This window comes from Alistipes sp. AF14-19 (assembly GCF_003461645.1).
GTDB classification, from domain to species: Bacteria; Bacteroidota; Bacteroidia; order Bacteroidales; family Rikenellaceae; genus Alistipes; species Alistipes shahii.
In genome coordinates, this window is the sequence record NZ_QTXM01000003.1 from 236,380 (window position 1) to 250,174 (window position 13,795).

General features: G+C 58.4%; 6 protein-coding genes. 3 read left to right on the plus strand and 3 right to left on the minus strand.

Annotated elements, in window-relative coordinates; genetic code table 11:
- Window positions 1-53: 53 nt before the first annotated feature.
- Together DWW03_RS04685 and DWW03_RS04690 are read right to left on the minus strand one after the other, a co-directional pair.
- Window positions 54-2,252: an alpha-galactosidase gene (locus DWW03_RS04685; protein WP_118406399.1), complete on the minus strand. Its 2,199-nt coding sequence runs from the start codon at window positions 2,250-2,252 to the stop codon at window positions 54-56.
- 93 nt (window positions 2,253-2,345) lie between these two features.
- Window positions 2,346-4,976: an outer membrane beta-barrel family protein gene (locus DWW03_RS04690; RefSeq protein WP_259301976.1), complete on the minus strand. Its 2,631-nt coding sequence runs from the start codon at window positions 4,974-4,976 to the stop codon at window positions 2,346-2,348.
- Between the two features lie 668 nt (window positions 4,977-5,644).
- Between DWW03_RS04690 and DWW03_RS04695 the strand changes: the two genes are divergently transcribed.
- From DWW03_RS04695 to DWW03_RS04705, 3 genes are read left to right on the plus strand one after another with little or no spacing between them, the layout of a single operon-like run.
- Window positions 5,645-8,551, plus strand: coding sequence for a TonB-dependent receptor (locus DWW03_RS04695; RefSeq protein ID WP_147344289.1), 2,907 nt, complete (start codon window positions 5,645-5,647; stop codon window positions 8,549-8,551).
- 13 nt (window positions 8,552-8,564) lie between these two features.
- Window positions 8,565-9,836 carry a DUF4876 domain-containing protein gene (locus tag DWW03_RS04700; protein WP_022061952.1) on the plus strand — a complete coding sequence of 424 codons (1,272 nt, stop codon included), beginning with the start codon at window positions 8,565-8,567 and terminating at the stop codon, window positions 9,834-9,836.
- A 12-nt stretch (window positions 9,837-9,848) separates the two neighbouring features.
- Window positions 9,849-11,438 (plus strand): DUF6850 family outer membrane beta-barrel protein, encoded by a 1,590-nt coding sequence (locus tag DWW03_RS04705; protein ID WP_022061953.1) that lies wholly within the window; start codon window positions 9,849-9,851, stop codon window positions 11,436-11,438.
- A gap of 126 nt (window positions 11,439-11,564) precedes the next feature.
- Here DWW03_RS04705 and DWW03_RS04710 read toward each other — a convergent pair whose 3' ends face one another.
- On the minus strand, window positions 11,565-13,739 hold the full coding sequence (locus tag DWW03_RS04710; protein WP_022061954.1) for a S46 family peptidase: 2,175 nt from the start codon (window positions 13,737-13,739) through the stop codon (window positions 11,565-11,567).
- Window positions 13,740-13,795 lie beyond the last annotated feature (56 nt).

Sequence of the window (13,795 nt, forward strand, 5' to 3'; positions counted from 1 at the left end):
AAAAAGCCACCCCGGCGGCAAATCCCGGGGTGGCTTTCGCGACGGAGCAGCTTCTATTCCGCCGTGAGCAGGAATACGCCGCTGTCGTAAATCTTCGGCATCGAGGGGTTGATGCCGGCGTTCGAGAGCATCTCGCCGCTGAAGGTTTTGCCGTCGAACCAGTTGCGCGATTTGTCGACGTTCAGTTCGCGGATGGTGTAGCCCGTCTTCGGGTCAAGGCCCTGCAGGCGGAATTTCGGGATCAGCGAGCGGCCCTGGTACCGGAGGCTGTACGTGAACAGCACGGCCTGCTTCCGGTCCTTCGAAACGTACATCAGGCCGTAGCAGCCGCTCTTGTCATAGGGCGTGCCGATGCGGTAGAGGTCGCCCTGCATCACGATGTCGCGGTACTCCTTGTAGCTGGCGATGGCCCGGCGGGCGAACTGCCGCTCCTCGTCGGTCATCTGCCTGGGCTGAAGCTCCATGCCGAGGCGTCCGGCGCAGGCCATGTCGAAGCGGAACTTGATGGGCGTGATGTTGCCCGTCTGGTGGTTGGGCGTGGCCGAGACGTGCGAACCCATCACGACGGCGGGGTAGAAAAGGCTCGTGCCGTACTGGATGCGGGCGCGCGAAAGCGCCTCGGTGTTGTCGCTCGTCCACACTTCGTCGAAATACTTCAGGGCGCCGTACTCCACGCGGCCGCCGCCCGAGGCGCAGGCCTGGATCAGCACGTCGGGGTATTTGGCGCGGATGCGTTCCATCACCTTGTAGAAGCCCTGCGCGTAGTCGATCCAGAAGCGCGACTGCTCGTCGGCCGGGAGGTAGGCCGAACCCACGTTGTTGGCGTTGCGGTTGGCGTCCCACTTGATGTAGTCGATCTTGTCCGAGAGTTTCATCGTGTTGTCGAAGACTCCGAACACGAAGTCCTGCACCTTGGGGTTCGTGAGGTCGAGCAGCCACTGGTTGCGGGTCGTGGGCGCTTCGCGCTTCGGCGGACGGACGATCCAGTCGGGGTGCTTCTCGGCCAGCTCGCTCTTGGGGTTGACCATCTCCGGTTCGATCCAGATGCCGAACTTCAGTCCCTTCGAGTGGGCGTAGGAGGCGATGTGGTCGATGCCTTCGGGGAGTTTCGCGGCGTTCACCTGCCAGTCGCCCAGTCCGGCGTTGGAGTTGTTGCGCGGGTATTTGTTGCCGAACCAGCCGTCGTCGAGGACGAACATTTCCAATCCCATCGAGGCCGCGTCGTCGATCATCTGTTTCAGGACCTTGGCGTCGAACTTGAAGTAGGCGCCTTCCCAGCTGTTGAGCAGCGTGGGGACGACCTCGTGGCCGTGGTAGATGCCGTAGTTGCGCGCCCAGTCGTGGAGGTTGCGCGAGGCGCCGCCCGCGCCGCAGAACGAGTGGGTGTAGATCATTTCGGGCGTGGTGAACGTCTCGCCCGGGCGGAGCCTGTACTCCGAGGCGTTGGGGTTGGCGCCGGCCAGGACGGTCAGCACGTCGAATTCGTCGACCTCGAAGTTGAGGCGGAAGTTGCCGCTCCAGGCCAGCGCTCCGGCGATGACTTCGCCGCAGGTCTCGCTGAACGAATCGCTGTTCAGCGTGAGCAGGAACGCCGGGTTTTCGGTGTGGGTCGTGCGCACCTCGCGCGTCGACTCGATGCTTTTCGATCCGTGGGTCAGCAGCGTGTGGTCGACCTGCGCTTCACGCGCCCAGGCCCCGTAGAGGTGCGTCAGGAGGTATTTGTCGGCCTTCAGCGGGAGCGACGAGGAGTAGAAGCTGTGCAGCGTGACGGGACCCTTCTCGCGGTTGCGGATCACGGCGTGCGTGGTGATGACGTTCTCGCGGGCGTAGGCCGTGAAGACCAGTTCCACGTCGAGCGCCTGGCAGCAGTCGGTCATCTTCACGACGGTCTCCGTCACGTTCTTGTCGGAGAGCTGTTTCGAGGCGTGCGACACGTAGCGCAGTTCGGTGTTCATGTCGCCGTCGGCATGGGTGACGCGCAGGGCGGGTTCGCGGAAGTTGCGGCCTCCCGTCGCGGGATAGGCCAGGTCCTCGGTTCCGTGGTCACTGCGGCGGTTGCTCTTGTAGTCGGCCAGCGGCGCCGGGTCGTCGATGCGTCCGCCGAAGTGGCGGAAATAAACTTCGCCTCCGGGGGCGGCGGTGAGCACCATCGAGACCTTGTCGGTGCTGATGTCGATGACCTGCTGCGGCGCGGCGGCCGATACGGTGTTCGCGGCAAAGGCGGCAATCAGGGGGATCAGTAGTTTTTTCATACGCTTTAAACGGTTTCTGCGTCCAAAGATACGAAAATATGCGAAACTATACGAAATAAACCGAAATAACACCGTAATTCCGGCGGCTTCCGATCAGAACGTATAGGCGACGCGCAGGTAGCCGTAACGGCCCAGGTAGGAGGTTGAGGAGGTGACGATGTAATCCGTGTCGAAACTCGTGGTGGTGTAGTCGGGGCGGTTGAGGATGTCGATGACGCCCGCCGAAAGCCCCAGCCGGTTCTCCTTGCCGAACTTGCGCCCCGCCGAGGCGTTGAGGATCACGTTGTGGCGCGTGAGCGCGTGCGAGCGGCTGTTGCAGTAGAATTCGTAGAGCGTGCCGACCGACCCGAAATACTTGCCGAAGCGCAGGTCGACGCGCGCCGTGAGTTGTTCGCGCAGCTCCTGCGCGGTCTCTTTCTGCGTGGTGTAGGAACTCATCGAGGTGTTGGAGCGGATGTTGAGCTTGACCTTGCTCGAAAAGCCCGAGTCGAAGCCGAAGCCGAAGCCGAGCGAATGGCGGACCGAGGGGAAGAGGTCTTCGCCGGTGAAATAGGGCGTCTGGCTGAAGCCGTAGTTCACCGAGACGTTCAGGGTCGAGCGCAGCGGGTTGATCTGCTGTGAGTAGGAGACCCTGCCCCCGAGGTTGTAATTGCCCCCGACGTTGGCCTGCGTGGTGAGCTGCGCACCCTTCCGTGCCGTGTAGTCGTACTGGGGCAGGTAGGTGTCTTCGAGGAAGAGCGTGCGTCGCTGGGTGATGTAGTTGAAGGTGTAGCTGCCGTTGAGCCGCACGCTGAAGGAGAGGGCCTTTTTGACGTCGGTGAACTGGAATCCCGCCGATCCCGAGAGGTCGTTCTGCAACTTGAGACCGGGGTTTCCGGCCTGCAACGAAAGGGGGTTGGTGGCGTTGAGCGTCGAGCGCAGCGCGTCGAGCGGGATCATCTGCGGGAAGGAGGCCAGGTTGAACGAAAAACGCTTCCGCGACTTGCCGACCGAGAGGTAGACCGTCGGGTTGAGCTGGAAGAACAGCCGCGGGAAGCGCTCCTCCTTGGGGAAGCGCTCGCTGCGGGCGATGTCGTAGAGCACTCCGCCCAGTCCGGCCATTATCCAGACGTCGCCGCTCCGGTATTGCAGGCTGGTTTGCAGGCTGTGCGTGTAGGTGTCGGTCGTGTAATGGTAGGAGTTGACCGTGTCGACGACGCCCTGCGGGTCGGAGAGGAAATCGACCGCCAGCTGTTTCGAGCGGGCGTAATCGCGGCTGAAGTTGTATGAGGCGTTGACCGAACCCTTTTTTCCCAGTTTGTAGCGGTAGCCCAGATTGGCGCCGAACGAATAGTTGCGGCTGTCGCCGTCGTTGCGCAGTTTGACCTGCAGGCCGGGTGTCGAGGCCGTCGTGTCGACCCGCCAGCCGTCCCGGTCGCCGGGTGCGTATTTGCCCGAGACGTTGAACGACAGGGTCGACCGTTCGGAAATTTTCGAGTGGAAGAAAATGCTGACATTCAATCGGATGTTGCGTCTGTCGGAGTTGCTGTTGAGGTTCGTCCGGGTCTTTTCGTCGTCGATTCGCTGCTGCGTGCGGCTGTGCCCGAGTGTGGAGCCGTCGTCGATCGAAAAGGTGGTCATGGCCCCGAAAACCTTCTTCTTCCGCTGGATGTTGACGTAGTTCGAGATCTCCGCCGAAAGCGATTTCGAGAGCGATTCGTTCCGGCTCTCCTCGTTGCGCAGGGCATAGGCTTCGGTCGGGAAATATTCGGTCTGCGAGGACCCCGTGCTGCTCTGGCGGCTGCGACCGAACCGGACGGCGGTCGATACGTTGGTCGAGTCGCCCCGGCGCAGGGTATAGTCCGCCTGGGCGTCGGTCTGTTTCGTGGGGGTCGTCTTCGAGTCGAACGAGACGCCTTCTCCCTGCCGGATGTTGTCCTTCGAGTTGGAGGCTTCGAGACGCCAGTTGCCCCTTTCGGTGTTGCGGTAAAAGCTTCCGGCCTCGGAATGGCGGATTTCATGCCGACCCGAGTAGTCCCTTTCGAGGCTCGCGCCGAGCGTGCCCTCCAGATTCCCGCCCAGGATGTAACCGCGCTTCGACTTGGTTTCGACGTCCATCACCTTCTCCTTTTCGGCCGTGTTGTCCCCCAGGCGCTTTGCCTCGGGGCTGAAATCCTCGTAGACCCGCACGCTCCGGACGTCCGAGGCTTCGAGGTCGGTGAGTGCGTAGGAGGTTTTCGAGCCGAAGAGGTTTTTCCCGTCGATCAGCACCCGTTTGACCTCCTGCCCTTCGGCGTAAATCTTGTTGTCCTTGATCTCGACACCCGGCAGCTGTTTCAGCAGCTCCGCGAAACGGTCGTCGGCCATGGTTTTGAACGCCCCCGCGTTGTAGACCGTCGTGTCGCCCCGGAAGACCATGGCGACCTGCTGCCCGACGACCACGACCTGCGCGATCGACTGTTCGTCGACCTCCATTTTGACCTCGATCCGTCCCCGGAATCCGGTGTTTCCGTAGCGTTTTTTGAACGGCTTGTAACCCACGTAGGTGACCTCCAGGTCGACCGAGTCGCGGAAAATCCGGTCGCAGCGGTAGACGGCCATGATACGGTAGAAATCCTCCTTGACGGTCGTGTCCCGCAGCGTGTCGGCCCGGCTGACGATCGAGACCGTGGCGCCCAGCAGCGGGTCGTGCGTCTCCTTGTCCTCGACCGTGACGACCGTGCGCGCCGGCCGGCCGAAGTTCATGGGTTGGTAAGAGAGGGCGAAGGATTGGAGCGCATGATTCCCCGCCGGATGTGCGGAGGGCATGCCGACAAACCCGAGAAGGGCGAGAATCAGTAGTATGTAACGCGTCAAACCGGGGGGGGAAGGTTTATTGGCCGCAAGATAGTAATTTCCGTCCATAGTACAGCCGGTCCGCAAAAAAAGAAATTTCGGCCCGAATGGGGTGTTTCGGATCGAAACCGCAGGCGGAAATCCGGTTAAACATTGTCGCGATATGCCGCAGGATGCGTTCGGATTGTAAGTTCGGTTAAATTCATGGTTCGAAAAGATATTCGGAATGGTGTTTTTTTCTTATCTTGCGAAACAAGATTTGTCTTGAATCAAATGAAACTGGCATGAGGAAGAGTGGATTGAACCGCCGCCCGGCGACCGCCCGGATCAGCGTTCCGGACCATGCCGACGAATTCCCGGCCCGGGTTCCCCCCCCCGCGGGAATTGCCCTACCATCTGTTGACAGTCGCGTGTTTCCCGATGCCCGACAGTTGCGCCATGCAGCTGCCGGAAGCCGTTATTGTGTCCCCTGACCGGTAAAATCCCCATTTCTCGGGGTTGCCGCCTGTTGTGCGGCACTCTATCTTTGTCCCCCGAAAACGAATGACATTCTTACTATTCACATAACCCTGTTTGCCGTGAAGAAATTTTTACTAATGCTTTTATTGGCGGGCGTCTGCATTCCGCTGGGAGTGCAGGCCCAGGCTCCGAAGAAGGTCTCCATCGAAGGGACCGTGACGGAGTACAACACGAAGGAGCCGATTGCGGGCTGCGTGGTTTCCATTCCGACGCTTGAGCTGTGGGTGGTGACCGATGCCAAAGGCCGGTTCCGGATGCCGTCGGTGACCACCGGCAGCTACACCATCGAGGCAACCTGCCTGGGTTACGAGCCGCTTTCGTACAAGGTGACGGTCAGCGCTTCGATCGGGGCGCTCTCGCTGCGCCTCAAGGAGTCGAGCCTGCAACTCAACACCGTGACCGTAACGGCCCAGCGGGGCCGCAGCATCAACTCCTCGTCGACGATCGACCGTCAGGCGATGGACCACCTGCAAGCCACCTCCGTCAAGGACGTGATGCAGCTGCTGCCGGGCGTGCTGACCGCGAATCCGGAATTGACGAACTCCACTTCGAATTTCGTCGGCATCCGTGATCTGCCTAATTCGATGACGGACGGTAAGGATGCGAACAGCATCAACTCCAGTTCGGTGGGCGTCTATGTCGATGGAGCCGTTGTGAATAATAGCGCGATGCTGATGGGTGGAAAAGCGGCCGCTTTCGGGCAGCAAACCAGCCGGGGTATCGACATGCGCACCATTTCGACCGACAATATCGAGTCGATCGAGGTCATCCGCGGCGTTGCGTCGGCCGAATACGGCAATATGAGCGCCGGAGCGGTCGTCGTCAAGACCAAGCAGGGCCGCACTCCCTATGAAATCCGGGTGAAGACCGTGCCGGACACCAAGGCCGTGTCGCTGACTAAAGGTTATGCGTTGGGGTCCGACAAGGGTTTCCTCAATGCGTCGATCGACTACGCCAATGCGATGAAGGACATCCGTACGGTGGAGGAATCTTATGACCGCGGAACGTTTTCGGTGGGTTATACCAATACCTTCAACCGTGACCGCACGCCGTTTCAGTTCAATGCGAAGGTGAGCGGTTACCTTTCGCGCGGCACTACAAAGGCTGATCCGGACAATATCTCGCAGGCTGAACGCAAGGAGTTGGACGACCGGAACCTGTCGATCAACCTTAATGGTTCGTGGCTGCTCAACAAGTCGTGGATTACGTCGTTGAAATACGTTTTCAACACATCAATGACCCGTCAGTACGCCCGTCAGCAGATGGCGCCCAGCGCCCTCGGTGTCGCCAATCCCGGAGCTTTGGAAAACGGGGAGTATCTGACTGAATTCACCCCTGACAATTACTTGAGCGATATTCGGAATTTGAGTATGGCCTATTACACCACGGCTAAAATGGTGGCTGAACTTTCGGGGCGTTACGGCAAGGTCTACAACAAGGCGATGCTCGGTGTCGAGTGGAACAATTCTGGCAACACCGGCAAAGGACAGTATTACGAAGGCGTGCGTCCCATGTCGTTCCGTCCGGAGCCGTTCAGCGATATTCCTTTCCTGAATCAGGTGGCTGTCTTCGCCGAAGAAAAAGCGACGCTGCCGATCGGAAAAACATCGCTCACGTTGCAGGCCGGCGGACGTTTTACCTATATGGCGACGGATCGGCTGAACGATAAGTGGGCCGTCGATCCGCGTTTTAACGCCAAATATACGATCATCAGCAATCGCGCGCCGAAAAAGGTCCGCGAACTGTCGCTGCGCGCCGGCTGGGGCATCCAGACCACGTTGCCGGCCCTGCGGCTGCTTTATCCTTTTCCGGTGTATATTGACCGGGTTTCGTTCAGCTGGGGCGGAACTGCCGAGACGGGGCCTGTGGCGGCATGGACTACGTTCGTGACCCCGCAGTCCGATATGATTAACCGCGATCTGAAGATGCAGTACAGCAAGAACTTCGAAGTGGGTCTCGATTTCGATATGTTCGGTGTCAAGGGAGGCATTACCTATTATAATGAAAAGATGCGTAACGGTTATACCCTTCGTATGGTTCCGCAGGTATTGTCATTCCGGGAATACGAAACCTATAAAGGGACGGAAGTTCCGGTTTATATGGATGATCCGAACAATCCGGGACAACCGGTTCTGGGCGTGGGAGGCGAGCCGCTCGACTATCGGGATGAGAAAATATTCCATACGGCATCCGTCAAGAAACCGGCCAATGACGGTAAATACGACAAGTGGGGTGTCGAGTATACGTTCGATTTCGGGCAGATTCGTCCGGTCCGGACTTCGGTCGTTGTCAACGGAGCATACATGACCATGACCCGGAAGGATAGCGAGGGCGTGTTGTTGTACGATACTTATTCCTCGGTGAAAGTGCCTATTGACGGTAAGAATATCTACAACCCGTTTCTGGGAGCCTATTATGGAGGCAAATCCGTCTCTTCCGGTTCGGTGTACACCCGGTTCAATTCCAATATTAACCTGATCACGCACATTCCGAAGTTGCGTCTGATTACAACACTGACGGTCCAGTGTGTATGGCTCAACCGGACCCGGAATCTCCAGGCAGACGGTGTTTACATCCTCGATGACGACAATCATCCCGTTTATGGCGATTTTTCGAATGGGACGAATGGCAAGATGATCTACCGGGATCCCGATTTCTATATGAACATGGATGGTCAGCTATTGCCGTTCAATCGGGACTTGTACAACGATCCTACCTATGGAGCGGCTTACCGGGAATACCTTCAGACGGGCAGTGCGACTACGACCTTTGTCGAAAATTCGTTCAAGCCTTATTTCATGGCCAACCTCCGTGTTACGAAAGAGATCGGCAGGATTGCCCAGATTTCATTCTACGCCAACAACTTTACGAACTCGCATCCTAAAATGTTGCTGAAGAGTACGGGAACTTATAAGCGCGTAAATACGGATATTTATTTCGGCGCGGAACTAAAACTTAAATTCTAAAGAGTTGCAGATGATGAAAAAGATTTTATATTATCTGGTGCCTTTGGCGACGGCCTTTCTGCTGTGCGGCTGCCTCAAGGATATGAAAGACGGCGAATTGCTCCATGGCAACAGGGAGGTGCTGATCTCCATTGATTTGCCCGGAGAGTTGGCATCGCTCGACAAGTCGGGGTTCAAGGTGACTATGCGCAATACGAAGATCGGAAATACGTATACTTCCGAAACGGATGCGAAGGGTGAAACCCGGATCGACGCCGAATACGGAAATTACAGCGTGATTATCAGCAAAGTGGCCGATGTGGGCGGAATCAGCAAGTTCCTGCATGCCACCAGGGATTTCGTGCTGAATAAAGACGGTCAGTCGGCCGGGACGAACAATCTCGAGATTAAGGCTACGGCGCGTGGCACGATCATTCTGAAAGAGGTTTATTTTCACAAAACGAAGACTGCCGACGGGAAAGCGAATTATAACTATGACCAGTATTTCACGCTCTGCAACAATTCCGACGATGTGCAGTATCTCGACGGGGTGGGAGTCGGATTCCACACGTCGTTCAATTCGGGAAAATCGGCCGTGTACAATAAATTCTGGTTGGGAAGCACCAGCACCGAACTCCGCGATTCCATTCCGGTCAACGCTTTCGGTTTTGTTTTCCCGGGCGAAGGCCGGGAGCACCCGATACAGCCGGGCGAAGAGGTCGTGATTGCCTTGAGCGCCGTCGAACATACGGCAGACCAGACCAGCAGACCGATGAACCTTGCCGCGGATAATGTATGGGCGATGTATATCGACCGTTTTGCTGGCTCCGCGGTAAAAGCTCCGGCCGCGGGCGTTGAACGGCTGGAATGCTTCTGTGAGCTGGCATCCGGAAATTCGATCGTTCTCTCCATCAGCTCGCCGGCGATCGTTGTATATCGGCTGCCTGAAGATCCTTATGAGTACGTTAAGGACGGAGCCATCAAAGGCCGGCCCTACGGCAAGGTGATGTATCAGCCGACGAAGTATCAGAGTATGCCCTCGATAATGGTTCCCAAGGAGTGTATTCTCGATGGTGTGGAGTTCCGCAGTAACGATACGCACGTCCCGCGTCTTTGCTCCGACATCAGTCTCCAGCCTTTGTTTATCACGACGGCCTCGTACAGCGGTCAGTCCTATATCCGCAAGGTGGACGAAAGCGCTTCGGAGATCGTAGGTCGTACGGTTTATCAGGATACGAACAATTCGGCCGACGACTGGATTCCGCTCGATGAACCGACCCTTTGCACGGAGTACAAAAACCGATAAAACGAAACAGCCATGAAGAAAAAGATCTATGCGGTGCTCCTGTTGACTGCGGTATGTGCGGGGTCGGGCGTTTTCGCCCAGTCCTCCGCTCCGAAGGAGAACCTTGAAAAATATTATACCCTGGAACGGATTCGTTCGAAAAGCGGATGGCTCGTTTCGGACAATGCGGCGGGCCTGATGCTCAATCAGGCATCGCTCTCCATTGCGGAAGTGAATTATGATTTCGAGCAAGGCGGACTGCGCAACGTTACCGATGGAGCGGAAGTGAATGCGTTCGGGGTCCGGTCCGAGTCGTACCGCCGTTGGAATCGTCTTTCGTTCTACGGTAAGTTGAGTTATGATTATGCGGCTTCGAAGGACCGCAGTTGGGCGGGAAATGCCAACATCGGAGATTCTCCGATGCTGCTCGGCGATTCGATTCCCGGAAATACGCGTGATGAAACCTATGCCATCGAGGCCGGGGTTGCCTACCGTATGGGGCGCTGGGTGGTTGGAGCGATGGGGAAATACGAGGATCGCAGCCTGGCAAAGCGTCGGGATTCGCGCAATAAAACCACCTCGATGTATTTGAGCGTTCAGCCGGGTGTGATGTTTACCTCGAAGGTGGTGGACGCAGGTCTTAATTTTACGTATGAACGCACGACGGAGCAGGTCGGCTATGCGGCTTTCGGTACGAATACGACCAGCGGAATGATCTACTTCTTCGAAGGCATGTGGTTTTATACCAGCCAGCAGCTCGGGGGAAGCGAAAAATTCTATGACGTCTATTACAAAGGCTCCGAATACGGAGGCGCCGCCCAGTTGGAATTGAAATTGGGAAAGAGGGTGAAGTTCTTCAATCAGTTCTCGGCCGAATACGACAAAATGGAGCGTTTCCGCTTCGATTTGGACCAGCATCTGGGCGACAACGATCAGTTGACCTACCGCTATCTGGGGGTGCTCAACGTTGCGGGCCGCAGGGTCGATCAGCGGCTTTCGGTCGACGCCTCGTGGGGCGACCTGCTGAAATACAACAATATTCAGGAGCTGGAACTTGATCCGGAGACCAATCAGAAACTGTACAAACAGTACGGCCGCTTCCTGAAATTCTCGCAGAAGCAGCGCAGCGTCGATGCCGATTACAAACTCTACGTCAAGCGCAACGAGTGGAGCAGTTCGTGGATCGTCGATGCGGCTTATACCTATTACAAGGCCGAATCGGAATATACGATCTCCCCGGCATGCTACGATCAGGACCTGCACTATTCGAAACTGATGCTGGGCGTGACGAAGAACTTCCGGTTCAGCGGCCGCAGCTGGCTCGACGCGACGGTGCGCGGCGGCTATACGTTCGGCGGCGGAACCGAACTGGAGAAGAGCTGCCCCGAGGGGGTGCAGATCGACAACGAGAACTATCGCGCCGACCTGCTGGCCCAGGAGTATGCCTTCCTGACCAACGACCGTCTGAACGGCGAGGCCGGCCTGCGCTATACGCACTGTTTCCCGGCGAAGAAAATGAGCCTGTACGTCGATCTGAAAGGGCGTGCGGCATGGGGGTGCAGCGGCCTGATGGACGGCAGCCGGCGCGGCGGCCTGTTCGCGGCCGTGGGTCTGAACTTCTGAACCGCGGTTCGTCATTAAAAACCCCGCAGGACGCGAAAGTCCTGCGGGGTTTTTGTCGTCGGGGATTCATAAAAAAGGAACGGACCCTTTTCGAAAGGGTCCGTTCCTTGGCGAGCGCAGGGCGGGTTATTTCACCAGCCGCATTTCATCGATCAGCTTTCCGGCGCCGGCGTATTTGTCCATGATCCACAGCACGAAGCGGATGTCGACGCAGACTGTCTTGAAGTTGGTCGGGTGGAAATAGATGTCGCCCGACATCGACTCGCGGTTGCCGTCGAACGCCAGTCCGATCACGTCGCCCCGGGCGTTGAGCACCGGGCTTCCCGAATTGCCGCCCGTGATGTCGTTGTTGGTGAGGAAATTGACGTACAGCCGGCCGTTTTCGCCCCAGCGGCCCCAGTCCTTGCTGCGGATGAGCGAAGACATCCGGTCGTCGACACGGAATTCGTAGTCGTCGGGATTGTATTTTTCGAGGTAGCCGTCGATCGTCGAACGGGAGTCGTAGTGCACGGCGTCCTTGGGCGAGACCGGGCCTACGGTTCCGTAGGTGAGGCGCATTGTCGAGTTGGCGTCGGGATATTGGGGCGTGCCTTCCGATTCGCGCATCTCGTAGATGGCGTGGGTGTAGCGGAGTTCCTCCTTGTCGGCGTCGATGCCCGACGTCTCCTCGGCCTGTTTGAGTTTCTCGGCGAAACGCCGCGAGCTGACCGAATTGGCCATCGCCGCCATCGGGTCGGAGAGGATCTCCTCGGCCGTGCGGGGCTGTGCGAACCAGGCGCAGAGCTTTTCGTAGCTGGTGCAGCAGGTGTTTTCGAACGCGTAGTCGACCAGCGCCGGAACGTTGCCCTTGAAACGGTCGTAAAGCTGCGGCAGCTGCTCGCCCCACATTTCGCGGGGCACGTTGTCGATGAAACTCTCCATCATCCGTGTCAGCACCTCCTTGTCGGTGGCCAGGTCGAAGTCCTTCATCATCCGGCGGGTGTTGGACTTCACGCCCGCGAAGTTCTTGTCGCCGTCCTGCACCGAGGCGATGCCGTCGCGCTGCATGCGGTCGACGAGCGTGCCGAGACGGTTGGCCGTCATCATCACGTCGCTCGGGCGAATCCACGTCTCCTGGTAGTAGCACTTTTCGCGCACGGCTTCGGCGCGGGCCTCGTAGCCTTTTTTGAGGTTGGCGAGCAGGTCGCCGTATTCGGCCCTGCGGGCCGGATCGGCGTCGATCCAGGCGGCGAGGCGCGCCTCCTCGGCGGCGCGGATGCCGATAACGTCGTAACGGCGCAGGCAGATGTTCTCCCACTTGGCGTAGTCGGCGTAGTTGCTGATGTTGAAATACTTGTCGCTGTACATCAGCCGCACGTCCGGGTCGGCCTCCATGTGGCGCAGCATGATGTCGAGGCGGTCGCGGCGCGCCTTGATCACCACGGGGTTGGTCACGTGCTCCTTTTCGCGCACGGCCTGCGACGACATGTAGCGGTTGGTGCGGCCCGGAAAGCCGATCACCATGGCGTAGTCCCCGTCGTGGATGCCACTCGTCGAGACATTCAGCACCTTGCGGGGCGTGATGGGCACGTTGTTCTCCGAGTAGGCCGCCGGGCGGCCCTTCGCGTCGCCGTAGACGCGGTAGAGGGCGAAATCGCCCTTGTGCTGGGGCCAGCCCCAGTTGTCCTGCTCGCCGCCGAAGGCCCCGATTTTCACGGGAGGCGCACCCACGAGGCGCACATCCTTATAGGTCTCGTAGTAGAAAAGCAGGTATTTCTTGCCCTTCCACATCGAGGCGCACTCCACTTCGAAGGGGGTGTCCCTGCCGTACTTCCGTTCGAGGATGCCGTAGACCTTGCGCGTCCCGAAGATGCCCAGGCTGTTGGCCTTTTCGAGCGAGTCGCGGATGGCCTGGGCCTCGTCCGTCACGTCGCGGACCTGCCGCAGGAAGGTCACGGTCTTGCCCTTGAGCGGCAGTTCGTCCTTTTGTTCGAGCGCCCAGAAGCCCTCTTCGAGGTAGTTCTTCGCGGGGGTGCTCAACGAGTGGATGTCGCCGTAGGCCACATGGTGGTTGGTGATGACGAGTCCCTTGTCCGAAATCACGCTGCCCGTGCCCATGCCGCCGTCGACGGCCACGATGGCGTTGCACAGCGCCGGGGACTCCTCGTTGTAAATCTCTCCGGGTTTGAGTTTCAGCCCCTCCTTCTTCATCTGGGGGTAGATCACGTCCCGGAACGTGCTGACCAGCCACATGCCTTCGTCGGCCGACGCCGCAACCGGGAGCAGGACGCAGGCCAGCAGGTAAAAAATCGCTTTTTTCATCGTCTTCTTGGTTTATCTCGAAAAAAGGGGCTTGCGTATCACAAGCCCCGGTGGTG

Bases quoted from the DNA above. Each gene is read 5' to 3' on its own strand.
- DWW03_RS04690 (WP_259301976.1), bottom strand. From the start codon at position 4,976: ATGAACTTCGGCCGGCCGGCGCGCACGGTCGTCACGGTCGAGGACAAG.
- DWW03_RS04685 (WP_118406399.1), bottom strand. From the start codon at position 2,252: ATGAAAAAACTACTGATCCCCCTGATTGCCGCCTTTGCCGCGAACACC.
- DWW03_RS04710 (WP_022061954.1), bottom strand. From the start codon at position 13,739: ATGAAAAAAGCGATTTTTTACCTGCTGGCCTGCGTCCTGCTCCCGGTT.
- DWW03_RS04705 (WP_022061953.1), top strand. From the start codon at position 9,849: ATGAAGAAAAAGATCTATGCGGTGCTCCTGTTGACTGCGGTATGTGCG.
- DWW03_RS04700 (WP_022061952.1), top strand. From the start codon at position 8,565: ATGAAAAAGATTTTATATTATCTGGTGCCTTTGGCGACGGCCTTTCTG.